Consider the following 24,743-nt stretch of genomic DNA (forward strand, 5'->3'; position numbering starts at 1 on the left):
GGCCAGGGCGCGCGCCCCCCGGACCCCGCATTCTTTTGGCGCCACGAGGTCGCAGGCGGGATGCGTGCCGCGTCCCACGCCTCCATGCTGACGCGGCAGCCAGACAGAAAAGAATGATGGGGGCTTGGGGGAAGAATTCATTCTTCCCCCAACCTTCAAATGGCTTCTCCGGAAAAGCTTCTCTTCAGAACGCCAGCTGCCACAGCCAGACCGCGCCGATCCCGGCCAGGATCGAGACGCTGAGGTTGCGCGTCTTCCACTGCACCAGGATCACCGCCACCGTGCCGAAGACCCCGGCCGGGCCGATGCGGTCCAGCGCCAGGCTGACATAGGCCACGAAGATCGGCCCCGGCAGGTTGCGCAGCATGGCGTCGATGAAGGGCGGCGGCCGGATGGCGCGCAGCACCGCATAGCCGCCGGCGCGGCACAGATACGTCACCAGCGCCATGCCGATGATCGCCGCCAGCACGTCCCAGCGAAGGCTCATCGCGTCTCACGCCAGGCGGCCAGCGCCGCCCCCGACAGCGCGCCGGCCAGCAGCGGCAGCGGCGAGGGGATGCCCAGGTGCTGCGACGCCAGCGCCACCGCCCCGGCCAGGGCCCAGGGTGCCAGGTCGCGCGCCGGCCCGCGCCACAGCGGCACCAGCAGTCCGGAAAACGCCGCGATGCCACCGAAATACAGCGGATGCCCGGCCGGCAGCTGCACCGCGCCGCCCAGCAGGTGTCCGGCCGCCGAGGCCGCCATCCAGGCCACCCACAGCGACAGCCCCAGCCCCAGCAGCACCCCGGCATCGCGCCCGCCGGCCCGCTGGTCGGCCATGGTCAGCGCGAAGGAATGGTCGACCAGCGTCGCCAGCGACCCCCACAGCCGCCAGCCGCGCAGCTTGTCGAGCCACGGCGCCAGCGCCGCGCCCATCGGCGCCATGCGGATATTGACCACGCCGGCGGCCAGGATGACCGCCAGCACCGGCGCCGGGTCGGCCCACATCTCCAGCGCCAGCAGCTGCGCGGCGCCGGCATAGACGATGCCCGACATCAGCAGCGTCTCGAGCAGGCTGAGCCCCTTGCCGGCGGAAATCACGCCGACCACCAGGCCGAAGGGCAGCAGCCCGATCCACAGCGGCAGCGCCATGCGGGCGCCGCGCCAGACGCCGGCGCGGGTGAAGACCACCGGGTTGCGCGGCGGCGCGTCGGTCACGGGTGCTTGGGTCATCGGCGCCTCAGCCACGGCGGGCGGCGATCAGCCGGTCCTCGGCCTCCTCGCGCTCCATGGCCATGGCGCGGCTGGCGATGTCCTGGCCGAAGCCGGCGCGGGCCAGCGCGCCCATCGTCTTCATCCGGGCGGCGAGATCCGGGGGCTCGGTGGCGAAGGGCCCGGCGCGGCGGCGCTTCAACTGGCCCAGCGCCGCGGCCAGCTCGTCCGGCGGCGCCGCTTCCAGCACCGAATCGGCGGTGTCGGGGGTGACGCCGCGGGCCGCCAGATGCGCGCGGATGGCGCGTTGCGAGCGGCCGGACTGGTTCAGCCGCCGGGCGCGGCTGGCGGCGAAGGCGGCGTCGTCCACCGCGCCGGCGGCGGTCAGCTTGGCGGCGACCTCGGCGATATCGGCGCGGGCGCGCAGAATGACGGCGGCGATGGTCTCGCTGTCCTGGCCCTCGGCCTCGGCGCGGCGGGCCCAGCGGTCGACGCGGCGGGCCAGCACCCGGGCCAGGCCGAGCTCGGTCGCCGCGAAGCGCGCCAGGTGCTTCAGCGCCGCCTCGCGCAGCCGGGTCGCGTCGGGGGCGCGCCCGGCCGGGATCGGGCCGCGTCGTTCCTGGCGTTTTTCCATGACCGGGGGTTTTTGCCACGCGCGCCCGCCCGGGTCAGGAGGCTGCGCACAAAAACGCCCATAAAAAAACGCCCCGGGGACAGGCCCCGGGGCGATGCAAAGGTGGAGAGGTCGTCTTGGGGAAGAATTAAGGCCGCGGCGCGCCGCTCTGGGCGGGGCCGGGGGTCGGGGTGCTCTGGCTCTGGCCGGTGATCGGCGGATTGGCGCCCGAGGGACCCTGGGTGGTGGCTTCCGGCACGCGCGGGCGGTCGATGCCGGGATTGCCGCTCTGCGCGGCGCCCGGGATCGGCGTGCCCGTCGGGTTGCCGGTGGTGGCCGGGTTGGCGCCGCTCGGGCCGATCGCCGGCGGCGTCGTGCCCATGCTGCTGCCGGGGGTCGGCTGGCCGGCGGCCGGGCCGGGGCCGGTGCCCTGGGCCATCGCCGCGCCGCTCAGGCCGATCAGGGCCGCCGCCGTCAGAGCCAGCATCGAGTTCCGCATTTGCATCCTCCTGTCTTCGGGGGGCGCCGTGAGCGCCGCTGGTCTGACTAACGGCGCGACACGAAGGGAGTTTCGGAAAATGCTGCGCCCGCCTTTGACCCGGGCAGCGGTTTGCGGCAGACTTTCCGTTTCCGCAGCCGGCCGCGCGATAGGCGTGCGGCCTGCGGAACATTCCCGCGGGCAAGCCCCCGCGGAACTCCCGGAGAGCGATAAGCGTGATCCCCGCCCTGATGCCGACCTACAACCGTGCCGACCTTGCTTTCGAGCGGGGCGAGGGCGCCTGGCTGTGGACGACCGACGGGCGACGAATGCTGGATTTCGGGTCGGGCATCGCCACCACCAGCATCGGGCATGCGCATCCGCACCTGGTGAAGACCGTCGCCGAGCAGGCGGCCAAGGTGATGCACGTCTCCAACCTCTACCGCGTGCCGCAGGCCGAGCGCCTGGCGGCGCGGCTGGTCGAGAGCTCCTTCGCCGACAGCGTCTTCTTCTGCAATTCGGGCGCCGAGGCGAACGAGGGCATGATGAAGGCCGTCCGCAAGTTCCACGCCGAGAGCGGCCATCCCGAGAAGTTCCGCTTCGTCTGCTTCGAGGGCGCCTTCCACGGCCGCACGCTGGCGACGCTGGCCGCCACCGGCAACGCCAAGTACCTGGAGGGCTTCGGCCCGCCGGTCGAAGGCTTCGACCATGTGCCCTTCGGCAACATGAACGCGGTGCGCGACGCCATCGGCCCGAACACCGCCGGCATCATGATCGAGCCGATCCAGGGCGAGGGCGGCGTGCGCCCGGCTGACCTGCGCTTCCTGCGCGAGCTGCGCGCCGTCTGCGACGAATACGGCATTCTGCTCGCCCTGGACGAGGTCCAGACCGGCATGGGGCGTAGCGGCAAGCTCTGGGCCCACCAGTGGGCCGGGATCGAGCCGGACGTCATGTCCTCGGCCAAGGGCATCGGCGGCGGCTTCCCGCTCGGCGCCATCCTGGCGAAGGAGAAGGTGGCCCAGTATCTGAAGCCGGGCACCCATGGCACCACCTATGGCGGCAATCCGCTGGCCTGCTCGGCCGGCAACGCGGTGCTCGACATCATCCTGGCCCCGGGCTTCCTGGACCAGGTGGACCGCGTCGCCCGCTATCTGTGGCAGGGCATGGGCGCCCTGGCCGAGCGCCATCCGGAGGTCGCCAGCGGCGTCCGTGGCGCCGGCCTGCTGATCGGCCTGCAGCTGACGCCCGCGGTGTCGAATGCCGCGATGCAGGCGGCCGCCGTGGATGAAGGCCTGCTGACCGTCGCCGCCGGGCAGAACGTGCTGCGCGTGGCGCCGTCGCTGATCATCACCGAGGCCGAGGTCGACGCGGCGCTGGCCATGCTGGACCGCGCCGCCGCCAAGCTGACGCCGGCCAAGGTCGCTGCACTATGAGCGCTGCGCTGAGGCCGGTGGGCCGCATCGACGCGAAGGGGGAGGGGGCTGCGAAGCCCCCTCGCCACTTCCTGGAGCTGTCGGATTTCGAGCCCGCCACCCTGCGGCACATGCTGGACCTCGCGGTCAGCACCAAGCAGGGCGCGCTGAAGGAAAAGCCTCTCGCCGGGAAGAGCATCGCGCTCATCTTCGAGAAGCCCTCGACCCGCACCCGCGTCTCCTTCGAGGTGGGCATCCGCCAGCTCGGCGGCGACCCGCTGGTGCTCTCGGCCAAGGACATGCAGCTGGGCCGTGGCGAGAGCGTGGCCGACACCGCCCGCGTGCTGTCGCGGTATGTCGACGCCATCATGCTGCGCACCGACAGCGTGGCCAAGCTGCGCGCCCTGGCCGAGCATGCCACGGTGCCGGTGATCAACGGCCTGACCGATGTCTCGCATCCCTGCCAGCTGATGGCCGATATCCTCACCTTCGAGGAGCATCGCGGCCCCATCGCCGGCAAGGTCGTGGCCTGGACCGGCGACGGCAACAACGTGGCGCAGAGCTTCATCCAGGCCGCGGCGCGCTTCAACTTCACCCTGCGCCTGGCGACGCCGCCGGAGCTGGCGCCGCCGGCCCAGCTGGTCGACTGGGCGCGGCGCGAGGGCGCCAATATCGAGCTGCATGCCGACCCGATCGCCGCGGTGCAGGGCGCCGACTGCGTGGTGACCGACACCTGGGTCAGCATGTCGGACGAGAAGGAGGACGGGCCCACCGCCCGCCACAACATGCTGATCCCCTACCAGCTGAACGCGGCGCTGCTGAAGCATGCGGCCAAGGATGCGCTGGTGATGCATTGCCTGCCGGCGCATCGCGGCGAGGAGATCACCGAGGAGGTGATCGAGGGCCCGCAAAGCGTCGTCTTCGACGAGGCCGAGAACCGGCTGCACGCGCAGAAGGGCGTGCTGCTCTGGGCTCTGGCCGGGCTGTGATCTGAGGGCCCTCCGCGGGGGGCTGGCGACGGGAAAGGGCGTCCGGCAGCAGCCGGGCGCCCTTTTTTCATGTCCGCGCCGTAATGCCGCGAATGCTGCGCTGCACATTGCTTTCAGTTCATGTTTACGCAGAGCGTAATCAGGGTCTGGCGCCAATTTTGAGCCGGCACCCGCGAAAGCATGCGAAAAACGCGGTCCGGCGCCGCGGTTTGCTTCCCTTTCATCCGAATCGTCTAAATTAAAAACTGTCTTATTAACGAATCAGAAAGGCCCCTGCGCTTCCTTCCACTTTCCCCCCACCCCCCTGCCGGGAAGCTCCGATGGCCCTGTTCCGCCTGCTCGCCGCCCTCCCGCGACGCCTGGGCGTCGTCACCTGCCTGCTCGCCGTGACGCTCTGCTCGGTGCTGGTCGCCGCCGAGGTCGTCTCCGCCGTCCTCGTCGCCGAGGTCCGCCGCGACACGCTGCAGGATTCGCAGGTCCGGCTGGACAGCAACCTCGGCACCATGAAGGCGCTGCTGGCGCAGCAGGGGCGGCAATGGTCGCTGCAGGACGGCCAGCTGCTGCTGGACGGCAGGCCGCAGAACGACCGCAACGAGGTGGTGGACATCGTCAAGGAGGTGGCCGGCGGCGTCGCCACCCTCTTCGCCGGCGATGTGCGGGTCGCCACCAATGTGCGCACCGCCACCGGCGGCCGCGCCGTCGGCACCCGGCTGGCGCCCGGCCCGGCGCATGACGCCGTCTTCGCCCGGGGCGAAAGCTATCGCGGCACCGCCATGATCCTGGGCGCGCCGCACCAGACCATCTACGAGCCGATCCGCGATGCCGCCGGCAAGGTGATCGGCCTGATGTTCGTCGGCCAGCCGCTGGCCGCCGTCGAGGCGCGGCTCGACGGGCTGGAAATGCAGGGCATGCTGCTGGGCGGCGGCATCGCCGTGGTGATCGGCCTGGTCGCCTGGCTGCTGACCCGGCTGGCGCTGCGCCCGCTGAAGGGGCTGGCCGCCGCGGTGCATGCCATCGCCGAGGGCCGCCTGGACCTGGAGCCCCCCTGCACCGACCGCCGCGACCTGTTGGGAGAAATCGGCCGCGCCGTGCAGCGCCTGGCCGAGGGCGGCCGCCAGGCGCGCCGGCTGGAGCAGGAGGCCGCCGCCAGCCGTGCCCGCGCCGGCGAGGAGCGCCGCGCCATGCAGCAGGGCCTGGCCGGCGAGATCGAGCGCGCCGTCGGCGGCATCGCCATCGGCCTGTCGGAGGAGGTGGCGCGGCTGAACGGCGCTGCCAGCCTGCTGGCCCAGGGCACCACCCAGGCCGAGCGCGATGCCGGCGTGGTCGCCGACCGCGCGCGCGGCGCGACCGAGAATGTCGGCGCCGTCGCTGCCGCCGCCGAGCAGCTGGCTGCCAGCATCAGCGAGATCAGCCGCCGGGTGACCGAGGGTGCCGGTGTCGCCCGCGACGCGGTGGTCGCCGCCGAGGCCTCGGATTCCACCGTCGCCGGCCTGTCCGCCGCCGCCGACCGGATCGGCGACGTCGTCCGCCTGATCGCCGACATCGCCGGCCAGACCAATCTTCTCGCCCTCAATGCCACCATCGAGGCCGCCCGCGCCGGCGAGGCCGGCAAGGGCTTCGCCGTCGTCGCCTCCGAGGTGAAGACCCTGGCCAGCCAGACGGCCAAGGCCACCGAGGAGATCGCCACCCAGATCGGCGCCATGCGGGGCGCCACCAGCCAGGCGGTGCAGGCGGTGCGCGGCATCGCCGCAGCCGTCGGTCGGATGGACGAGGTGACGGCGGCCATCGCCTCGGCCGTCGAGGAGCAGGGGGCGGCCACCCGTGAGATCGCCCGCAACGCCGCCGCCGCCGCCGCCGGCACCGAGGGCGCGGCGCAGAGCACCGTGGCGCTGACCGAGCATGTCTCGGCCGCCGCCGCGGCGCTGGAGGGGCTGCGCGGCGCCACCGGCGCCGTCGGCCGCCAGGGCGAGGCGCTGCAGCAGGAGCTGTCCGGCGTCGTCACCCGGCTTCGCGCCGCCTGACTTTCTGTCGGTGCCCTGGCCCCTCTCGGCGCCGGCCGCTAGAGACACCATCTAGAGGTCATGGCGGAAGAAGGGTCAGGGTCGATGCGGTTCGATGTGGCGATCGTGGGCGGCGGGCCGGCCGGGCTGGCCCTGGCGAGCTCGCTGGGCGGCAGCGGGCTGACCGTGGCCGTCATCGAGCAGCAGCCCGAGCCAGCCCTGGCCGAGGCGGGTTTCGACGGGCGCGAGATCGCGCTGACGCATCATTCACAGGCAATCCTGAAGGCGCTCGGCGCCTGGGACCTCATTCCGGAGGACAGCATATCGCCGCTGCGCGAGGCGCGGGTGCTGAATGGCGGCTCCGGCTATGCGCTGCGCTTCGACACCAGCGGCCGCGCCGAGAGCGAGCTCGGCAAGCTGGTGTCCAACCACAGCCTGCGCCGGGCGCTGTACCGCACCGCCATCGACAGGCCGGGCGTCACCCTGCTGGCGGGGACCAAGGTTCTTTCCCTGTCCACCGGGCTGGAGGGGGCCGAGGTCACCCTGGCAAACGGGGAAAAGATCGAGGCCCGGCTGCTGGTCGCCGCCGACAGCCGCTTCTCCCGCGCGCGCGAGGCGCTGGGCATCGCCGCCGAGACCCGCGACTTCGGCAAGAAGATGATGGTCTGCCGGCTGCGCCACGAGGCGCCGCACCAGGGCGTGGCCACCGAATGGTTCGACTATGGCCAGACCATCGCCATGCTGCCGCTGAACGGGAATTACTCCTCCGCCGTCATCACCCTGCCGCCCGACGAGATGGCGGCGCTCGAGGCGATGGACGAAGCAGACTTCGGGGTCGAGCTGGCGCGGCGCTACCGCCAGCGGCTGGGCGCCATGACGCTGGTCAGCAGCCGCCACGTCTATCCGCTGGTCGCCGTCTATGCCGAGCGTTTCTGCGCATCCCGCGCCGTGCTGATCGGCGATGCCGCGGTGGGGATGCATCCCGTCACCGCGCATGGCTTCAACTTCGGCCTGCGCGGCCAGGCGGCGCTGGCCGGGCTGGTGTTGGAAGCGCATGCCGCCGGGCGCGACATCGGCACGCCGCATCTGCTGCGCCGCTATGCCGCCGGGCATCGCCAGGCGACCCGGCCGCTCTACCTCGCCACCAATGCCACGGCGCTGATCTTCACCCAGGAAGGGCCCGGCGCCCGGCTGCTGCGCGCCGCCGCGCTGCGGCTCGGCAACCACCTGCGGCCGGTGCAGCAGCGCATCGTCTCGCAGCTGATGGAGAGCCGCGGCGCGTGAAGTGGGCAGGGCCGCGTATGGCAGGGCAGCGTTGCAGGCATCGAACCCGGCGCCCGGCTGCACTATCTATGCCCCCTGCACAGTTCCAGGCCCCTGCCGCGTGATCGACCCGACCTCCCCCTCTGCCACCCCGGATTTCCTCAACCATGACCGCGCGCCGGTGCCGCATCTGACGGTGCCGCGCGGCGTCACGCCCTTCCACCTGGAGAACAAGCCGGTGCGCGGGCGGCTGGTGCGGCTGGGCCCGCTGGCCGAGGCGCTGCTGACCCGCCACGACTATGCGCCGGAGGTGGCCGGGCTGCTCGGCCAGGGGCTGGCGTTGACCGCGGGCCTGGCCGCCGCGCTGAAGTTCCAGGGCAGCTTCAGCCTGCAGGCCAAGGGCGACGGCCCGGTCGGCATGCTGCTGGCCGATTGCACCGATGCCGGCGCGCTGCGCGGCTATGCCCGGGCCGAGCCGCTGCCCGATAGCGACACGCCCCCCTCCGCCGAGGCGCTGCTGGGGAAGGGCTACATGGCCTTCACCTGCGACCAGGGCCCGGACATGGAGCGCTACCAGGGCATCGTCGCCATCGAGGGCGACAGCCTGGCGGCGATGACCGGCGCCTATTTCGAAAGCTCCGAGCAGCTCGACGCCCGGGTCTGGCTCTATGCGGCGAAGACCCCTGGCGGCTGGCGCGCCTCGGCGCTGATCCTGGAGCGGGTGGCGGGCGCCGGCGGCATCGGCCTCGACCTCGACGCCGCCGCCCAGCAGGATGCCTGGGAGACCGCGCTGGTCCTGGCCTCGACGGTGACCGAGGCCGAGATGCTGGACGACGCCCTGGCCCCCGACCGGCTGCTGTTCCGCCTGTTCCATGCCGAGGGCCTGGCGCTCGACCGGCCGCGGCCGCTTTCCTATGGCTGCCGCTGCTCGCGCGCCAAGCTGGCCTCGGTGCTGAACGGCTTCGGCGCCGCCGACCTCGACCATATGGCCGAGGATGGCGTCATCACCATGACCTGCGAGTTCTGCAATGTCGGCTTCCGCTTCCAGCGCGAGGACGTGGCGACCGCCGCGGCCGGTGGCTGAAGAGGGGCCGCTAGCCGATAGGGCCGGGACGTGACAGATAGGCGATGCCGGCAGGGCTGAGGCAGAGACACTGGTTGAGGCAGGGGTGGGCAGAAGCCGCGCCACCCGCGACGGGGGAGTTTCGGGGTATGACCAAGCTGATCGGCCGTGTGGAACCCGGGGCGTTCGCCCAGCCAGCGTCGCGGCGCGCGCTGCTGGCCAGTACGATGGCAAGCCTGGCGCTGCTGCCGCTGCTGGCCGCCTGCGCCGGCGGCGACGCCCAGCCCGCGTTGCAGCCGCCGCCGGGCTATCGCCACCTGACGCCGCTGCAGCTCAATGTGCTGGACATCGAGGTGGTCGAGCCCGGCCCGATGCGCGCCGACCCGCCGGCGCCGCTGTCGCCCGCCAGCCAGGTGGCGCGGATGGGGCGCGAGCGCCTGGTGCCGGTCGGCACCAGCGGCCGCGCCCGCTTCCTGGTCGACAGCGCCACGCTGATCCGCGAGCAGGCCAGCGCCGGCGGGCTGTTCTCGCAGCGGACCGAGCGGCTGTCGGTGGCGCTGCGCACCCGGGTCGAGGTGCTGGGCAATGACGGCCGCCGCGTCGGCTTCGCCGAGGCCGAGGTGCGCCGCACCGCGACGGTGATCGACGAGGGCCCCGCCAGCCGGGCGCGCGCCGCCGACACCATCGTGCGCCAGGCGGTGGACGACCTGAATGTCGAGTTCGAGTTCCAGCTGCGCCGCAACCTGCGCGACTGGATCATGAGCGGCGCCCCCGCCGCGCCGCTGCCGGTGCCGGTGCAGCAGGAAAACCTGGTCCGCCCCTGAGGCGGCCAGCGCCGGTGTGACCGGCGCCGCGCCCTGGGCATCGCGGGCTTGCGGTGGCCGGGCGCTTCGTGCCGCATGCTGGCCGAGGCCAGCGTCAGCGGAGGGCGGCATGCGCAGGGTGGCGATTCTTCTTCTTGGTGGCCTGGTCGGGACCGGCACGGCGCTGGCCGCCGACCCCCGGCCCGCCGCGGCGCCCCCGGGGCCGGAGCGGCTGGTGCGCCATGCCGGCACCGGCCTTGCCGTCGCCCTGCCGCCCGGCTTCACCGGCGAGGTGGTGGAGCCGATGTCGGGCGACGCGCAGATCAACATCGCCTTCGAGGGCCAGGCCGCCTGCCGGGTGGTCTATGCCGCCCGCCGCGGCGCGCGCCCGGGCGCCGAGGCGCTGCGCGCGGCCGTCGACACCGAGGCCTGGCGCGCCGATCTGGGCCGCCGCCTGCCGCAGGCCGGGGGCGGGCCGGTCAGCCGCTTCGTGCTGGGCGAGGCGGTGGGCGCCAGCCTGGCCACCGATGGGGCGACGCCGATGTCGCTCTATGTGCTGGAAACGCCGCCGGGGCGGACCACGCTGTTCTGCCAGTCGGCCGAGAAGCCGGCGCCGCGGCAGCGCTGGGCATCGCTGGCGGCGGGGCTGCGGCCGCCACGGTGAAGAGAAGTCTCTGAAGAGAAGAGATTTTTAAGAGAAGAATCTGGGGGCATTGAATGCCCCCAGACCCCCACATTCATTTTTCGTCCCGCCTCTGGCCTCAAGGTGCCAACAGATGGCGGGGTCCGGGGTGATGCGATCACCCCGGCGGGGTCAGGGGCGGAGCCCCTGCCTTTCCCCTGATCCTGAAGCCTTCAAGCCTCCGGCGCCGGCGCCCCGTTCTTCACCAGCGACAGGAACTCACGCCGCAGGCCGGCGTCGTCGCGGAACTCGCCCAGCATGCGGCTGGTCATCATGGTGACCCCCGGCTTGTGCACGCCGCGGGTCGTCATGCACTGGTGCGCGGCCTCGATCACCACGGCGACGCCGCGCGGCTGCAGCGCCTCCTGGATGCAGTTGGCGATCTGCGCCGTCAGCTTCTCCTGGATCTGCAGGCGGCGGGCATAGGCCTCGACCACGCGGGCCAGCTTGCTGATGCCGACCACCCGGTCCTTCGGCAGGTAGGCGACATGCACCCGGCCGATGATCGGCACCATGTGGTGCTCGCAGTGGCTCTCCAGGCGGATGTCGCGCAGGACGACCATCTCGTCATAGCCGTCCGTCTCCTCGAAGGAGCGGGCGAGGAGGGCGGTCGGGTCCTCCTTGTAGCCGGAGAAGAATTCCTCGTAGGCGCGGGCGACGCGGGCCGGGGTGTCGAGCAGCCCCTCGCGCTCCGGATCGTCGCCGGCCCAGAGCAGCAGGGTGCGCACCGCCGCTTCCGCTTCGGACCGCGAGGGGCGCTCGGCGGTGACATCGGGCTTGGCCAGCTTGGCGGCGGACGGCAGGGGCAGGTTCACAGGCGGTGTTCCGATCGGTTCCGGGGCGCGCCGCAACAGATGGCGCATCTCCCGGTTTCATCAATGGGCAATGCTGCAGCCCTGCTTTCGCAGAATTGCAGAAGAGTCGGCTAATGCACCGCGCCGGCCTGGTGCGGGCTGTCCAGGCTGAAGGCGGGGATGGCGATGTCGAAGGCCTCGCCGCTGTCGCGCTCGACCATGTGGTAGGCGCCGCGCATGAAGCCCGAGGGCGTCGAGAGCGGCGTGCCGGAGGTGTATTCGAAGCTCTCCCCCGGCTCCAGCACCGGCTGCTCGCCGACCACGCCGGGGCCGTGCACCTGCTGCATCCGGCCATGCGCGTCGGTGATCTGCCAGCTGCGCTTCAGCAGCTGCACCGTGATGCTGCCCTGGTTCTCGATGGTGACGCGATAGGCCCAGACGAAGTGGGACTGCTCCGGGTTGGACTGGTCTTCCAGGAAGAAGGCGCGCACCGAGACGCGGATCTCGCGCGTGGTGGCGGTGAAGACGGGCGGCTGGGTCATCGAGGTCACCCCGCCCGGCGCATCGCCGCGGTGGCGAGGCCTGCGCCGACCAGCATGCCGCCGCCGGTGCGGTTCAGGATCCGCCGGACGCGGGGCTTCTGCACGGCGCCCGACAGCCGGCCGGCGGCCATCGCGTAGAGCAGGGCGTTCAGCGCCGCCAGCGTCACGAAGCTGGCCACCAGCACCACGGCCTGCGGCAGGAAGGGCAGGGCAGGGTCGATGAACTGCGGCACGAAGGCCACGAAGAAGGCGATCGACTTCGGGTTCAGCGCGGTGACCAGGAAGGCCTGGCGCCAGGCCTGGCGGGCGCCGAGCGGCACGGCGGCACCCTCCACCGGGGCGCGCCACAGCCTGACGCCGAGCCAGATGAGATAGGCGGCACCCGCCCATTTCAGCACGGTGAACAGCGCGGCGGAGGTGGCGAGCAGCGCCCCGAGGCCGGCCAGCGACAGGGTCATGGCGGTCAGGTCGCCGGCGGCGACACCGGCCACCAGGGGCAGGGCGGCCCGGCGGCCGCCGCCCAGCGATTGGCCGATCACCAGCAGGATGGTCGGGCCGGGGATGGCGAGCAGCACCGCGGCCGCGGCGAGAAAGGCGATCCAGGTCTCGAGCGGCATGCGCTGTCGTTCCTCCGACGTCGTGCCCCGGGAAGGGGGGCGGCGAGTTTGCGCCGCCGCCGCCGGGTCGTCGAGGGGGCGGCTGCCTCAGCCGCCGCCGCTCAGCGCTTCTTGCTGCGGGCCGGCTTGGAAGCGGCCGGCGCCTCGAACAGGTCGAGCTCGGCGGTCTTGGCCGCCTTCGCCTTGGCCTTCACCGGCGCCTCCACCGGGGCGGCGACGGGCTCCGCCTTCTTCTTCGCCGCTGGCTTCACGGGTGCCTTCACGGGCGCCTTCACCGGGGCCGGCCTGGCCGCGGCCTTGGCGGGGGCCACGGTCTCCTCGGCGACCATGCGGGCCAGGGGCTTCTTCTTCGGCGCCGGATTGCCGCTGACCGCGTCGAGGGCGGCGGCGATGTCGTCGACCAGGTCCTCGACATCCTCGAGGCCGACCGACAGCCGCACGGCGCCGTCGCCGATGCCAAGCCGCGCCCGCTCCTCGGCGGCCACGCGCATATGCGTCGTGGTGGCGGGGTGGGTGATCATGCTCTTGGCGTCGCCCAGGTTGTTGGAGATGTCGACGACCTGCAGCGCGTCCATGAAGCGGAAGGCCGCCGCCTTGCCGCCCTTCAGCTCGAAGCTGACCAGCGTGCCGCCGGCCGACATCTGCTGCTTGGCCAGGGCGTATTGCGGATGGCTGGGCAGGTAGGGGTAGCAGACGCGGGCGATCTCCGACCGCTCCTCCAGCATCTGGGCGATGGTGTTGGCGCTGCGGCACATGGCCTGGACGCGCAGGTGCAGCGTCTCCAGCCCCTTCAGGATGACCCAGGCGTTGAAGGGCGAGATCGAGGCGCCGGTGTTGCGCAGGAAGGGCTGCAGCACCTCCTCCACCCACTTCTTGCTGCCCAGCACGGCGCCGCCGAGGACGCGGCCCTGGCCATCGAAATGCTTGGTGGCGGAATAGACCACCACATCGGCGCCGAACTTCATCGGCTTCTGCAGCAGGGGGGTGGCGAAGACATTGTCGACCACGACGATGGCGCCGGCGGCATGCGCCAGGTCGCTGACGGCCTTGAGGTCGACCAGCTCCAGCATCGGGTTGGACGGCGTCTCCAGCAGCACCAGCTGGCAGGGGCGGCGGAAGGCGGCCTTCCACTGCTCCAGGTCGGCGCCGTCGACGAACTCGGTCTCGATGCCGTAGCGCGGCAGCAGGGTCGAGATGATCCAGTGGCAGGAGCCGAACAGGGCGCGGGCGGCGACGACGCGGTCGCCGGTCTTCAGGTGCGACAGCAGCGCGCCATGCACGGCGGCCATGCCGGTGGGCGTGGCGCGGCAGGCCTCGGCGCCTTCGAGGGCGGCGAGCCGCCCCTCCAGCATCTGCACCGTCGGGTTGCCGAAGCGGGAATACTGGAAGTGGCTGACCTCGCCGGTGAAGGTCTGCTCGGCCTGCTGGGCATTGTCGTAGACGAAGCCGGAGGTGAGGTAGAGCGCTTCCGAGGTCTCGTCGAAATTGCTGCGCATCTGCCCGCCGCGAACGAGCTGGGTGGCGGGGCGCAGCGGACGATCGGTTGCGGGCTTGGCCATCGGCGGGACTCTCGGGTCAAAAAACACCCGGCCCGGTCGGGCGGAAAGCAGGCGCGCGCGCGCTTCCGCCACGGCCGTTTAGCGCGATTATTTAGGCTCGCCGCAAGCTGGCCGGACAAATCGCGAGCACCCCGTCGCCGAGGCGAGCGGACCTTACGCCCCGCTTGCGACCCTTACAAGGGTGGGCTAAGGATGGCTCCGACGCGGGCGTAGTTCAGAGGTAGAACGTCAGCTTCCCAAGCTGAATGTCGTGGGTTCAATTCCCATCGCCCGCTCCACTTTCTCCCCACATTCCAATAGCTTGATTGCTGCCGCCCGGCTGGGCTGGACAGCGTTTCCGCATGCGCTGTGGCTGGCGTCAGGGCGCCGTCAGGCGTGGCCGGCGACGCCCGAGAGCAGCAGCGGATCGACCCGCAGCTTGGCCAGGGCCCGGCGCCATTTGTCGTCGGGCGGCTCGTTGAACAGCAGGCTTTCGTCGGCCGGCACGTTCAGCCAGGAGTTGCGGTGGATCTCGTCTTCCAGCTGGCCGGGGCCCCAGCCGGCATAGCCCAGCGCCAGCAGGCCGAGGCGCGGGCCGCCGCCGCCGGCGATGGCCTTCAGGATGTCGACGCTGGCGGTCAGCGCCAGCTCGCCGGTGACCTGCAGGCTGCCTTCGCTGGACCAGTCCGTGGTGTGCAGGACGAAGCCGCGGCCGCCCTCGACCGGGCCGCCGGCCATCAGGCGGATCTGGCGCTGCGGCGGCGCCGGGCTGACCTCGAGCTGCTTCAGCAGCTCCTCGAAGCTCAGATTGTCCAGCGGCTTGTTCAGGACGATGCCCATGGCCCCGTCGGCCGAATGGGCGCAGAGGCAGATCACCGAGCGGGCGAAGCGGGGGTCCTGCAGCCCGGGCATGGCGACCAGCAGCTGCCCTCCCAGGTAGCCGGCCTGGAATCCGCCACGCAGCTCCGCTTTCGGGGGCTGGCGGAAGGCTTCCGGAAATTCATCCTCGCGTGCGCGGCGTGCCATGATTTCTGCAAGATGGCGGCGCCGGGCGGGGCGCGCAAGCGCCGCGGTTGACAGGGCGTGCAACGCGTCGGAAAGCGGTAGCCCCCAACCGGAGGACGCCCAGATGACCATTCAGGCCGGCGAGACGATTCCCGCCCAGAAGCTGACCCAGGCGACGGCCGAGGGCCCGCGCGAGCTGGCGACCGACGCCCTGTTCGGCGGCAAGACCGTCGTGCTGTTCGGCGTTCCCGGCGCTTTCACGCCGACCTGCTCGGCCAAGCACATGCCGAGCTTCCTGACCAACCTCGATGCGCTGAAGGCCAAGGGCGTCGACACCGTCGCCTGCATGGCGGTCAACGACCCTTTCGTGATGCAGGCCTGGGCCAAGGACCAGGGCGTCGAGGACCGGGTGGTGATGCTGGCCGACGGCTCGGCCGCGCTGACCAAGTCGCTCGGCCTTGAGCTCGACCTGACCGCGCGGGGCCTGGGCGTCCGCTGCCAGCGTTTCGCCCTGGTGGCGAAGGACGGCAAGGTGGTGCATGTGGCCGTGGAGGCTGCGGGCGCCTTCGAGGTTTCCGGCGGCGAGGCCATTCTCGCGGCGCTCTAAGTTTTTCTGTTTTAATTGACAGAAAGAGAAGGGGGTCCGGGGGAATTCATTCCCCCGGGCTTTCCTGTTTTTTCTCGGTTCGTCGGTTGTCGCGCCCGGCGAACCAGACGAGGTCCCGGTTGTCCTTTTCGTCCTGGGACATATCGAGCCAGGCGTGGAATTCGCCGAGCACTTTCCCGGTGATCGGCGCGACGGGCAGCGACTGCAGCAGCTCCAGGTCGCGGAATTCGAGCTGCTCGAGCTCCCCCGACCCGTTGATGGCGCCTTGGGCGGCGTCCGCCGGCGCGATCAGGAAGCGGGCGTTGAAGCGGATCGGGTTGGTCGCCGGCGTGACCGCGCGGCAGAGGTAGTCCAGCGCGTCCAGCGTCGGCAGGCGTCCGCCGAGATGCAGCCCGGTCTCCTCCTCCAGCTCGCGCGCCGCGGCGATGGCCAGGGCGCGGGCCAGGCGTGGCGGCGCGCGGCGTTCCAGGAAGGCGCGGGGTGTGGCGCGCAGCTCGGTCGCGGCCGGGGCGGCGCGGTCGGCGAAGTCGACGCGGCCGCCGGGGAAGACCAGGCGGTTGGGCATGAAGCGCAGCCCGGCATTGCGCAGCCCGGTCAGGATTTCCACCGTCCCATCGGCCCGGCGGCGCCACAGGATCAGCGTGGCGGCGTCGCGCGGATGGACTCGGGCGGGCGGGCGGAGCGTGGAGGTGGCCATGCGCGGCAGGGTTGCACCGCGCGCGGCGGGCGGAAAGATGCCAAGTTCTTGACAAGCCAGGGGCGCGAGAGCATCTGCCCGAAAGCGGACCGTTCCAGTCCGCTTTAGGAGAGGTCCGCGTGTTGCGGTTGTCGAAGCTGACCGATTACGCCGTCGTGCTGCTGGCGCGGCTGGAGGCCGAGGGCGGCGTGCAGACCGCGCCCGGGCTTGCCGCCGGCTGCGGCATTGCCGAGCCGACGGTGGCCAAGGTCCTGAAGACGCTCGGCCATGCCGGGCTGGTCGAGGGGCTGCGCGGCGCCCGCGGCGGCTATCGCCTGGCGCGCCCGCTGGCCGGCATCCCGCTGTCCGAGGTGGTGGTGGCCATCGACGGCCCCATCGCGCTGACCGCCTGCGTCGACGGCGCCACCGGCGGCTGCGAGACGGAGGCGCTGTGCCCCGTGCGCGGCCGCTGGGATCCCGTGAACCAGGCGATCCGCGCCGCTCTTTCCGCCATCAGCCTGGCCGACCTGGCCGGGCCGCGCAGCGCCAGCTGCGCCGGGCACGCTGCCCCGCGCCCGAATCGTGGCTCCCATCGCGCCGAGCCGGCGCATCAGTCTGCTGCCGAGTAGGGATCCCCTGCCATGCCTGCCGTCACCGAAACCATCGACGCCGTCCAGTCGGTCACCCAGGGGGCCTACAAGTATGGCTTCGAGACCGAGATCGACATGGAGTTCGCCCCGAAAGGGCTGAACGAGGATATCGTCCGCTTCATCAGCGCGAAGAAGGAAGAGCCGGCCTGGCTGCTGGAATGGCGGCTGAAGGCCTTCGCGCTGTGGAAGACCATGGTGGAGCCGCGCTGGCCGGCGGTGAAGTATCCGCCGATCGACTACCAGGACGCCTTCTACTACGCCGCGCCGGTGAAGAAGGCCGGGCCGAAGTCGCTCGACGAGGTCGATCCCGAGCTGCTGCGCACCTATGAGAAGCTCGGCATCCCGCTGAAGGAGCAGGCGATCCTGGCCGGCGTCGAAGGCGCGGGCGATACCCCGGCCGAGGGCGGGCGGATGCCGATCGCGGTGGACGCGGTCTTCGACAGCGTCTCGGTCGCCACCTCCTACAAGGACCGGCTGGCCAAGGATGGTATTATTTTCTGCGCCATCTCCGAGGCGGTGCGCGAGCATCCGGAGCTGGTGCGGCAGTATCTCGGCAGCGTGGTGCCGCAGGGCGACAACTTCTTCGCCGCCCTGAACAGCGCCGTCTTCACCGATGGCAGCTTCGTCTACATCCCCAAGGGCGTGAAATGCCCGATGGAGCTGTCGACCTATTTCCGCATCAACGCCAAGAGCACCGGCCAGTTCGAGCGCACGCTGATCATCGCCGATGAGCGGTCCAGCGTCTCCTACCTGGAGGGCTGCACGGCGCCGATGCGCGACGAGAACCAGCTGCATGCCGCGGTGGTCGAGCTGGTGGCGCTGGACGACGCCTCGATCAAGTACAGCACGGTGCAGAACTGGTACCCGGGCGACGAGAACGGCAAGGGCGGCATCTACAACTTCGTCACCAAGCGCGGCGCCTGCCGCGGCGCGCGGTCGAAGATCAGCTGGACCCAGGTCGAGACCGGCTCCGCCATCACCTGGAAGTATCCGTCCTGCCTGCTGCTCGGCGAGGACAGCGTCGGCGAATTCTACAGCGTGGCGATCACCAACAACTGGCAGCAGGCCGATACGGGGACCAAGATGTTCCATATCGGGCCGCGGACGCGCTCGACCATCATCTCCAAGGGCATCAGCGCCGGGCAGGGCCAGAACACCTATCGCGGCCTGGTCAAGATCAGCCCGAAGGCGACCGGCGCCCGCAACTTCACCCAGTGCGACTCCCTGCTCATCGGCGACCAGTGCGGGGCCCATACGGTGCCCTACATCGAGAACCGCTGCATGACGGCGAAGGTCGAGCATGAGGCGACGACCAGCCGCATCGCCGAGGACCAGCTGTTCTACTGCCGCCAGCGCGGGCTGTCGCAGGAGGATGCGGTCGGGCTGATCGTCAACGGCTTCTGCCGCGAGGTGCTGAAGGAGCTGCCGATGGAGTTTGCCGTCGAGGCCCAGAAGCTGCTGCAGATCAGCCTCGAAGGCTCGGTCGGCTGAGATTTCGGTTGGCCAAGGATTCCGGCGCCCCCTGCGCCATTCGACACTGAGAAGCTGCACGGTGGCGCCTGCCAGCGCCCCCTCGAGGACGGGTTGGAAAAAGCGATGTTGAAGATTGAAGGGCTGCGCGCCGAGATCGATGGCAAGGAGATCCTCAAGGGGATCGACCTCGAGATTCCGGCCGGCCAGATCCACGCGATCATGGGTCCGAACGGCTCGGGCAAGTCGACGCTGTCCTATGTGCTGGCTGGCCGCGAGGGCTATGAGATCACCGGCGGCGCCGTCACCTTCCACGGCCAGGACCTGCTGGCCATGGAGCCGGAGGAGCGCGCCGCCACCGGCCTGTTCCTCGCCTTCCAGTATCCGGTCGAGCTGCCGGGCGTCGGTAACGCGAACTTCCTGCGCACCGCGCTGAACGCCATCCGCCGCTCCAAGGGCGAGCCCGAGCTCGACGCCATGCAGTTCCTGAAGGTGGCGCGCGTCCGCATGAAGGCGCTGTCGATGCCGGAGGATATGCTGAAGCGCGGCGTCAATGTCGGCTTCTCCGGCGGCGAGAAGAAGCGCAACGAGGTGCTGCAGATGGCGCTGCTCAACCCGAGCATGGCCATCCTGGACGAGACCGACAGCGGCCTCGACATCGACGCGCTGAAGATCGTGGCCGATGGCGTCAACGCCATGCGGGCCCCTGGCTTCTCCTCGCTGGTGATCACCCATTACCAGCGGCTGCTCGACTATATCGTGCCGGACAAGGTCCATGTCCTGATGGGCGGCCGCATCGTGCAGAGCGGCGGGCCGGAGCTGGCGCATCAGCTGGAGGCTTCGGGCTACGGCTCGGTGCAGGCAGCATGAATGCGCTGACCGAAGCGGGGGCCGCCGGCTTCCTGCACCGCTTCGAGGGGCTGCGCGAGCGGCTGCCGGGCCAGGGCCTGCCCTGGCTGGCGAGCCTGCGCGCCCAGGCCGCCGAGGCCTTCCGCGCCCAGGGCTTCCCGACCCGCAAGGTCGAGGCCTGGCGCTACACCGACCTGGCGCCGCTGACCCAGTCCGGCTTCGGCGAGCCGCTGACGCCCGTCGATGGCGCGCTGGTGCTGCCGCGCAGCGCCGCGCCGAAGCGGCTGGTCTTCCTCGACGGCCGCTTCCGCGAGGACCTGTCGGATGCCGACGCGCCGGCGCGCAGCCTGGCCCGGCATCTGCCGGAGGCCGAGGGGCTGCTGGGCAGCATCGCCCGCATCGATGATCTTCCCCTCGTCGCGCTGAACACCGCGCTGTTCGAGGATGGGGTGCTGATCGATCTCGGCCCCGGCGTCGATGGCGGGGTGGTCGAAATCCTCTCCGTCACCACCGCCGGCCGCCCGGTCGCCGCGCATCCGCGCCACCTGGTGCGGCTGGCCGCCGGCGCGAAGCTGGTGCTGATCGAGCGCGCCTGGAGCGCCGACCATGACGGCGCCGAGGGCGAGGGCCGCTACCTGCACAGCCCGGTCTGGGAATTCGTCGTGGGCGAGGATGCCCATGTGACCCATGCCCGGCTGCAGCAGGAGGGGAAGGCCGGGCTGCACCTGGCCACCACCTTCGCCCGCGTCGAGGCGCGCGGCACCTATGACAGCTTCCTGCTGCATGCCGGCGCCCGGCTGTCGCGCTCGGAGGCGCATGTGGTGCTGGCCGGGCCCAAGGCGTCGGCGCATCTGAACGGCGCGCAGCTGCTGGGCGACGGGCAGCATGGCGACTGCACCACCTTCCTCGACCATGCCGCCCCCGACTGCCCCAGCCGGCAGACGGTGAAGACGGTGCTGGCCGGCAAGTCGCGCGGCGTCTTCCAGGGCAAGATCCACGTCCACCAGATCGCCCAGCGCACCGACGGCTACCAGATGAACCAGGCGCTGCTGCTGTCCGACCAGGCCGAGATCGACAGCAAGCCGCAGCTGGAGATCTACGCCGACGACGTGAAGTGCAGCCATGGCGCCACGGTGGGCGAGCTGGACGAGAGCCAGCTGTTCTATCTGCGCGCCCGCGGCATCCCCGAGGGCGTGGCGCGCTCCATGCTGATCGAGGCCTTCCTGCAGGAAGCGGTCGAGGCGGTGGCCGACGAGACCGCCCGCGCCGCCCTGGCCGAGGCCGTCGCCGGCTCCTGGGAGCGGCTGGCGTGATGGACGCGGCGGCGGTCACCGGCGAGCGGGGCAGGGTCTTCGACCTTGCCCGCATCCGCGCGGACTTCCCGATCCTGTCGCAGAAGATCCGCGGCAAGGACCTGGTCTTCCTCGATTCCGGCGCCTCCGCCCAGAAGCCGCGCCAGGTCATCGAGGCGATGGTCCGGCTGCAGGAGACCGGCTACGCCAATGTCCATCGCGGCGCCTACTTTTTGTCGGAAAGTGCGACGGCGGCTTACGAGGCCGCCCGCGGCGCGGTGGCGAAGTTCCTGAAGGCGGGAACTGAGAGAGAGATCGTCTTCGCGTCCTCGTCGACGGCGGCGATCAACCTGGTCGCGCACAGCTATGGCAGCCTGCTGAAGCCGGGCCAGGCGGTGGTGGTCTCCGAGATGGAGCACCATGCCAACCTGGTGCCCTGGTTCATGCTGCGCGACCGCGCCGGGATCGAGCTGCGCATCTGCCGCGTGACGGACGCCGGCGAGCTCGACCTCGACGACCTGGAAGCCAAGCTGGCCGATGGCAAGGTCGGGCTGGTCGCGGTCACCCATATGTCCAATGTGCTGGGCACGGTGACGCCGGCGGCGCAGATCGCCCGCATGGCGCATGAGGCCGGCGCGAAGCTGCTGCTCGATGGCAGCCAGGCCGCCGTGCACCGCGCCGTCGACATGCAGGCGCTGGATTGCGATTTCTATGTCTTCACCGGCCACAAGCTCTACGGGCCCACGGGCATCGGCGTGCTCTGGGGCCGGCTGGAGCTGCTGGAAAAGATGCCGCCCTTCCTCGGCGGCGGCGACATGATCGCCGAGGTGACGCTGGAGGGTTTCCTGCCCGCGCCGGTGCCCGCCCGCTTCGAGGCCGGCACGCCGCCGATCACCGAGGCGATCGGCCTGCATGCCGCCATCGACTATGTCGAGGCCATCGGCATGGCCGCCATCGAGGCGCATGAGCGGCGGCTGGTCGACCATGCCATGGCGCGCTTCTCGACGCTGGACGGCATCACCCTGCTGGGCCATGCGCAGGATCGCGGCGGCGTCTTCGCCTTCGCCCTCGACAATGCCCATGCGCATGACCTGGCGACATTGCTGGACCGCGTCGGCATCGCGGTGCGCTCGGGGCGCCATTGCGCCGAGCCGCTGCACGCCCGATTTGGGGTGGAGAGCACCTGCCGGGCCTCCTTCGGCCTCTACACGACCGAGGCGGAGGTGGATTTCCTGGCCGAGGCCCTGGGCAAGGCGCGGGAGTTCTTTCGCTGATGTTCGACGATCTGCGCGATCTCTACCAGGAAGTGATCCTGGACCACGGCCGCAAGCCGCGGAACTTCCGCCGCCTCGAGGATGCCGACCGGCATGGCCGCGGCGACAACCCGATGTGCGGCGACCGCATGGAGCTCTGGGTCAAGCTGGACCCGGAGGGCCGGCTGGACGACGTCGCCTTCCAGGGCAAGGGCTGCGCCATCTCCATGGCCAGCGCCAGCCTGATGACCGAGACGGTGCGCGGCAAGAGCCAGGCGGAGGCCCGCCAGCTGGGCGAGACCTTCCGCGCCTTGGCGATGACCGGCACCTGCCCGGATTGCGGCGGCGCGCTGGAGGAGGAGATGGAGCGTCTCCAGGTGCTGGGCGGCGTTTCCGAATTCCCCAGCCGGGTGAAATGCGCGACGCTCGCCTGGCACACGCTGAACACCGCGCTGGACAATGCCGGCAAGGAGGCGAGCAGTGAGTGAGGCCGACAACCTGCCGCGCGCGACGGTGCCGGTGCCCGACGCCGCGGCGCCGACCCACGGCGCCTGGACGCCCGACGGCGCCACCCCGCCGCCGCTGACCGAGGATGCGGTGATCGGGGCGGTCGCCACCGTCTACGACCCCGAGATCCCGGTGAACATCTACGAGCTCGGCCTGATCTACGCGCTGGAGCTCGGCGAGGATGGCGCGGTGAAGGTCGAGATGACCCTGACCACGCCGTCCTGCCCCTCGGCGCAGGAGCTGCCGAGCCAGGTCGAGGAAGCCATCCGCGCGCTGCCCGGCGTCACCGACGTGGCCGTGGAAATCGTCTGGGACCCGCCCTGGGACCCGTCGCGCATGAGCGAGGACGCCCGGCTGGCGTTGAACATGTACTGAGCCAGCGCCATCTGGAGACCGAGATGAGCACGACCCACAGCACCCCCCCCGCCGCCCGCGCGCCCCGCGCCCTGCCGCCGCTGATGCAGCTGTCGGACGCGGCGGCCGAGCGGCTGCGCGCCCTCTATGCCGGCGGCCAGGAAGGCAAGCTGCTGCGGGTCGCGGTGCGCACCCGCGGCTGCTCCGGCATGGCCTATGAGCTGGGCTGGGCCGACGCCCCGGCGCCGACGGACGAGGTGGTGAGCGACAAGGGCCTGACCGTGCTGGTCGACCGCAAGGCCACGCTGTTCCTGATCGGCACCATCATGGACTACGAGGCCAAGGCGATGTCGGCAGGCTTCACTTTCGTGAATCCGAATGAAAAAGGCCGCTGCGGCTGCGGCGAGAGCTTCCACGTCTGAGGCGCGGCCCCCACCTCTGTCGGGTCTGATCACCAGGACAGAGGGAAGAGAAATGGCGCTTTACACGGGTACCGCGACGGCGACCGGCGGCCGCAACGGCCATGTCGAGAGCAGCGACGGGCTGCTGAAGTTCGACCTGTCGATCCCCAAGGGCATGGGCGGCCCGGGCAAGGACGGCACCACCAACCCCGAGCAGCTTTTCGCCGCGGGCTACGCCGCCTGCTTCGGCAGCGCGGTCGATGCCGTCGGCCGGATGAAGAAGCTGGACACCACCGGCGCCGAGGTCACCTGCGCGGTCTCGATCGACAAGACCGATGGCGGCTTCCAACTGGCCGCGGCGCTGACCGTGAAGCTGCCGGCGCTGGACAAGGCCGAGGCCGAGGCGCTGCTCGAGGCGGCGCATGCCATGTGCCCCTATTCCAAGGCCACCCGCGGCAATATCGACGTCTCCCTCAGCGTCGGCTGAGGGACCTCCGGGGCGGCATCGCCGCCCCGGAACCCACAGGAAATCAGACCGCGCTCGACCAGGGGGCGGGGATAAGCCGGTAGCCTTGCGCCTCCTTCACCACATGCCCGTTGGCCGGGAAGGGGAAGTGGTAGCCGATGCAGCGGATGCGGTCGGCGGCCACCTGGTCGAACACCCGGCGCCGCGTCGCCTCGGCCATCGCCGCATCCATGTCGAAGACCAGGTGCCAGCCCGGATTGGCCAGGTTCAGCTCCGGCCGGTTGGTGACATCGCCCAGCAGCATCGCCTGGTCAGCGCCGTCGCTCAGCAGGTAGCTGGTGTGGCCCGGCGTGTGGCCCTGCGTCGGCACCGCCTTGATGCCCGGCGCCACCTCGGCATCCGCCGCGATCCGCCGCACCCGCGATTGATATGGCGCAAACCGGCGCCGCGCGCCGGCGAAGGCGCCGCGCATCGCTTCCGGCGCCCGGCTGGCGATGCCGTCATCCATCCAATAGGCCCATTCGGCCTCCGGCACGACGATCTCGGCGTTCGGGAACAGCGCCTTGCCCTCGGCGTCGGTCAGCCCGCTGATATGGTCGGCGTGGAAATGCGTCAGCACGATCGTGGTGACCTGCTCCGGCGCCAGGCCGGCGGCGCGCATATTCGCCGGGATATTCCCCGCCGTCGCGCCCAGCTGCCCGCCGGTGCCGGTGTCGAACAGCACCAGCCCGCCCGGCGCCTGCAGGAATGTCACGGTATAGGGGATGTCGAGATGCTCGACCGGCAGGAAGGCGTCGCGCAGCGCCTTTTCCACCGCGGCGGGCTCGGCGTTGCGGACGAAGCCCTCGGTCGGCTTCGGCCGGCGGCCCTGGCCGTCATTGACCAGCGTCACCACCCGGCCGCCCAGGCGGAAGCGGTAGAAGCCCGGCGCCTGCGGCGAGGCCGCCGCCATGGGCGCGGAGGCGGCCGCCGTTTGCGCCTGCGCGGCGCGCAGCAGGGCAGGGGCCATCAGCATCGCGCCGGCGGCCGGCAGCAGCCCGCGTCGGTCCAGTCTGGTCATCGCAACCTCCCCTTCTGGGTGAAACATCCTGGCCCAGGTTGTTGGGAGCCGCCCCGCCCCGATCAAGGCGTCGGATCAAGGTTCCGCGGCCCGCCTTCGCCCTGCGCGCCCCATCTGCTAAGCCCGGTGACAAGCCTGTAAGGATATTGCGTGTCCCGCCCGCCTGCC

General features: G+C 71.1%; 27 protein-coding genes, 1 tRNA gene, 1 pseudogene and 1 riboswitch. Of the genes and pseudogenes, 18 read left to right on the forward strand and 11 right to left on the reverse strand.

What is annotated here, in order from left to right; all coding sequences use genetic code 11:
• Nucleotides 1-184: 184 nt before the first annotated feature.
• The 4 genes from GVN67_RS11050 to GVN67_RS11065 form a co-directional block, all read right to left on the reverse strand.
• The gene (locus GVN67_RS11050; protein ID WP_159995784.1) at nucleotides 185-487 is read right to left on the reverse strand and encodes an AzlD family protein; all 303 of its coding nucleotides are present in this window, start codon (nucleotides 485-487) and stop codon (nucleotides 185-187) included.
• On the reverse strand, nucleotides 484-1,212 hold the full coding sequence (locus GVN67_RS11055) for an AzlC family ABC transporter permease (RefSeq protein WP_235035238.1): 729 nt from the start codon (nucleotides 1,210-1,212) through the stop codon (nucleotides 484-486). The genes GVN67_RS11050 and GVN67_RS11055 overlap by 4 nt, the downstream gene beginning before the upstream one ends.
• A gap of 7 nt (nucleotides 1,213-1,219) precedes the next feature.
• Complete coding sequence (locus GVN67_RS11060) at nucleotides 1,220-1,825, reverse strand: regulatory protein RecX (RefSeq protein WP_159995786.1); 606 nt, start codon at nucleotides 1,823-1,825, stop codon at nucleotides 1,220-1,222.
• Nucleotides 1,826-1,952: 127 nt separating this feature from the next.
• Nucleotides 1,953-2,303 carry a hypothetical protein gene (locus tag GVN67_RS11065; RefSeq protein WP_159995788.1) on the reverse strand — a complete coding sequence of 117 codons (351 nt, stop codon included), beginning with the start codon at nucleotides 2,301-2,303 and terminating at the stop codon, nucleotides 1,953-1,955.
• Between the two features lie 215 nt (nucleotides 2,304-2,518).
• Here GVN67_RS11065 and GVN67_RS11070 point away from each other — a divergent pair, with 215 nt between their 5' ends.
• The 7 genes from GVN67_RS11070 to GVN67_RS11100 all read left to right on the forward strand — a co-directional run bounded on the left by GVN67_RS11070 (nucleotide 2,519) and on the right by GVN67_RS11100 (nucleotide 10,476).
• Complete coding sequence (locus GVN67_RS11070; protein ID WP_200845221.1) at nucleotides 2,519-3,715, forward strand: aspartate aminotransferase family protein; 1,197 nt, start codon at nucleotides 2,519-2,521, stop codon at nucleotides 3,713-3,715.
• The gene (argF, locus tag GVN67_RS11075; RefSeq protein ID WP_159995790.1) at nucleotides 3,712-4,683 is read left to right on the forward strand and encodes an ornithine carbamoyltransferase; all 972 of its coding nucleotides are present in this window, start codon (nucleotides 3,712-3,714) and stop codon (nucleotides 4,681-4,683) included. The genes GVN67_RS11070 and argF overlap by 4 nt, the downstream gene beginning before the upstream one ends.
• Before the next feature lie 320 nt (nucleotides 4,684-5,003).
• Nucleotides 5,004-6,704, forward strand: coding sequence for a methyl-accepting chemotaxis protein (locus GVN67_RS11080; RefSeq protein ID WP_159995792.1), 1,701 nt, complete (start codon nucleotides 5,004-5,006; stop codon nucleotides 6,702-6,704).
• Between the two features lie 84 nt (nucleotides 6,705-6,788).
• Nucleotides 6,789-7,967 carry a 5-demethoxyubiquinol-8 5-hydroxylase UbiM gene (ubiM, locus tag GVN67_RS11085; protein WP_159995794.1) on the forward strand — a complete coding sequence of 393 codons (1,179 nt, stop codon included), beginning with the start codon at nucleotides 6,789-6,791 and terminating at the stop codon, nucleotides 7,965-7,967.
• A gap of 100 nt (nucleotides 7,968-8,067) precedes the next feature.
• Nucleotides 8,068-9,030 carry an Hsp33 family molecular chaperone HslO gene (locus tag GVN67_RS11090; protein ID WP_159995796.1) on the forward strand — a complete coding sequence of 321 codons (963 nt, stop codon included), beginning with the start codon at nucleotides 8,068-8,070 and terminating at the stop codon, nucleotides 9,028-9,030.
• A 128-nt stretch (nucleotides 9,031-9,158) separates the two neighbouring features.
• Entirely contained in the window at nucleotides 9,159-9,833 is a 675-nt protein-coding gene (locus tag GVN67_RS11095) for a hypothetical protein (protein ID WP_159995798.1), read from the forward strand.
• Between the two features lie 109 nt (nucleotides 9,834-9,942).
• Nucleotides 9,943-10,476: a hypothetical protein gene (locus tag GVN67_RS11100; RefSeq protein ID WP_159995800.1), complete on the forward strand. Its 534-nt coding sequence runs from the start codon at nucleotides 9,943-9,945 to the stop codon at nucleotides 10,474-10,476.
• Between the two features lie 191 nt (nucleotides 10,477-10,667).
• Here the strand turns inward: GVN67_RS11100 and folE are convergent, their stop codons facing one another.
• The 4 genes and pseudogenes from folE to metZ form a co-directional block, all read right to left on the reverse strand.
• A complete protein-coding gene (folE, locus tag GVN67_RS11105) occupies nucleotides 10,668-11,357 on the reverse strand; it encodes a GTP cyclohydrolase I FolE (RefSeq protein WP_159995802.1) in 690 nt (229 codons plus the stop codon).
• Between the two features lie 62 nt (nucleotides 11,358-11,419).
• Nucleotides 11,420-11,830 carry a Co2+/Mg2+ efflux protein ApaG gene (gene apaG, locus GVN67_RS11110; protein ID WP_159995804.1) on the reverse strand — a complete coding sequence of 137 codons (411 nt, stop codon included), beginning with the start codon at nucleotides 11,828-11,830 and terminating at the stop codon, nucleotides 11,420-11,422.
• 5 nt (nucleotides 11,831-11,835) lie between these two features.
• Entirely contained in the window at nucleotides 11,836-12,447 is a 612-nt protein-coding gene (locus tag GVN67_RS11115; RefSeq protein WP_159995806.1) for a LysE family translocator, read from the reverse strand.
• Between the two features lie 368 nt (nucleotides 12,448-12,815).
• A pseudogene (gene metZ / locus GVN67_RS11120) lies at nucleotides 12,816-14,006 on the reverse strand (O-succinylhomoserine sulfhydrylase); the annotation flags it as partial.
• A 58-nt stretch (nucleotides 14,007-14,064) separates the two neighbouring features.
• Nucleotides 14,065-14,143, reverse strand: a riboswitch (SAM riboswitch).
• A 66-nt stretch (nucleotides 14,144-14,209) separates the two neighbouring features.
• Here metZ and GVN67_RS11125 point away from each other — a divergent pair.
• Nucleotides 14,210-14,284 (forward strand) — tRNA-Gly (locus GVN67_RS11125).
• A gap of 91 nt (nucleotides 14,285-14,375) precedes the next feature.
• On the opposite strand, the gene GVN67_RS11130 is transcribed toward GVN67_RS11125, so the two are convergent.
• The gene (locus tag GVN67_RS11130) at nucleotides 14,376-15,011 is read right to left on the reverse strand and encodes a YqgE/AlgH family protein (RefSeq protein WP_159995810.1); all 636 of its coding nucleotides are present in this window, start codon (nucleotides 15,009-15,011) and stop codon (nucleotides 14,376-14,378) included.
• 103 nt (nucleotides 15,012-15,114) lie between these two features.
• On the opposite strand from GVN67_RS11130, the gene GVN67_RS11135 reads away from it, so the two are divergent.
• Complete coding sequence (locus GVN67_RS11135) at nucleotides 15,115-15,597, forward strand: peroxiredoxin (protein WP_159995812.1); 483 nt, start codon at nucleotides 15,115-15,117, stop codon at nucleotides 15,595-15,597.
• A gap of 46 nt (nucleotides 15,598-15,643) precedes the next feature.
• Here GVN67_RS11135 and GVN67_RS11140 read toward each other — a convergent pair whose 3' ends face one another.
• Nucleotides 15,644-16,294 (reverse strand): NUDIX domain-containing protein, encoded by a 651-nt coding sequence (locus GVN67_RS11140; protein WP_159995814.1) that lies wholly within the window; start codon nucleotides 16,292-16,294, stop codon nucleotides 15,644-15,646.
• Between the two features lie 119 nt (nucleotides 16,295-16,413).
• Here GVN67_RS11140 and GVN67_RS11145 point away from each other — a divergent pair, with 119 nt between their 5' ends.
• From GVN67_RS11145 to GVN67_RS11185, 9 genes are all read left to right on the forward strand, one after another.
• Nucleotides 16,414-16,902, forward strand: coding sequence for an SUF system Fe-S cluster assembly regulator (locus GVN67_RS11145; RefSeq protein ID WP_159995816.1), 489 nt, complete (start codon nucleotides 16,414-16,416; stop codon nucleotides 16,900-16,902).
• Nucleotides 16,903-16,914: 12 nt separating this feature from the next.
• The gene (gene sufB / locus GVN67_RS11150; protein ID WP_159995818.1) at nucleotides 16,915-18,414 is read left to right on the forward strand and encodes a Fe-S cluster assembly protein SufB; all 1,500 of its coding nucleotides are present in this window, start codon (nucleotides 16,915-16,917) and stop codon (nucleotides 18,412-18,414) included.
• A 105-nt stretch (nucleotides 18,415-18,519) separates the two neighbouring features.
• Nucleotides 18,520-19,263, forward strand: a complete 744-nt coding sequence (gene sufC, locus GVN67_RS11155) for a Fe-S cluster assembly ATPase SufC (protein WP_159995820.1) — start codon at nucleotides 18,520-18,522, stop codon at nucleotides 19,261-19,263.
• The gene (sufD, locus tag GVN67_RS11160; protein ID WP_159995822.1) at nucleotides 19,260-20,555 is read left to right on the forward strand and encodes a Fe-S cluster assembly protein SufD; all 1,296 of its coding nucleotides are present in this window, start codon (nucleotides 19,260-19,262) and stop codon (nucleotides 20,553-20,555) included. Before sufC ends, sufD begins: the two co-directional genes overlap by 4 nt.
• Nucleotides 20,555-21,808: an aminotransferase class V-fold PLP-dependent enzyme gene (locus GVN67_RS11165; protein ID WP_159995824.1), complete on the forward strand. Its 1,254-nt coding sequence runs from the start codon at nucleotides 20,555-20,557 to the stop codon at nucleotides 21,806-21,808. The genes sufD and GVN67_RS11165 overlap by 1 nt, the downstream gene beginning before the upstream one ends.
• A complete protein-coding gene (gene sufU / locus GVN67_RS11170) occupies nucleotides 21,808-22,275 on the forward strand; it encodes a Fe-S cluster assembly sulfur transfer protein SufU (RefSeq protein ID WP_159995826.1) in 468 nt (155 codons plus the stop codon). The genes GVN67_RS11165 and sufU overlap by 1 nt, the downstream gene beginning before the upstream one ends.
• Nucleotides 22,247-22,669 carry an SUF system Fe-S cluster assembly protein gene (locus GVN67_RS11175; RefSeq protein WP_159995828.1) on the forward strand — a complete coding sequence of 141 codons (423 nt, stop codon included), beginning with the start codon at nucleotides 22,247-22,249 and terminating at the stop codon, nucleotides 22,667-22,669. The genes sufU and GVN67_RS11175 overlap by 29 nt, the downstream gene beginning before the upstream one ends.
• Before the next feature lie 23 nt (nucleotides 22,670-22,692).
• The gene (locus tag GVN67_RS11180; protein WP_159995830.1) at nucleotides 22,693-23,070 is read left to right on the forward strand and encodes an iron-sulfur cluster assembly accessory protein; all 378 of its coding nucleotides are present in this window, start codon (nucleotides 22,693-22,695) and stop codon (nucleotides 23,068-23,070) included.
• A 52-nt stretch (nucleotides 23,071-23,122) separates the two neighbouring features.
• Nucleotides 23,123-23,536, forward strand: coding sequence for an organic hydroperoxide resistance protein (locus GVN67_RS11185; protein WP_159995832.1), 414 nt, complete (start codon nucleotides 23,123-23,125; stop codon nucleotides 23,534-23,536).
• A 43-nt stretch (nucleotides 23,537-23,579) separates the two neighbouring features.
• Here the strand turns inward: GVN67_RS11185 and GVN67_RS11190 are convergent, their stop codons facing one another.
• On the reverse strand, nucleotides 23,580-24,575 hold the full coding sequence (locus tag GVN67_RS11190) for an MBL fold metallo-hydrolase (RefSeq protein ID WP_159995834.1): 996 nt from the start codon (nucleotides 24,573-24,575) through the stop codon (nucleotides 23,580-23,582).
• Nucleotides 24,576-24,743: the final 168 nt, after the last annotated feature.

The organism is Roseomonas sp. 18066 (assembly GCF_902706185.1).
GTDB lineage: Bacteria > Pseudomonadota > Alphaproteobacteria > Acetobacterales > Acetobacteraceae > Pseudoroseomonas.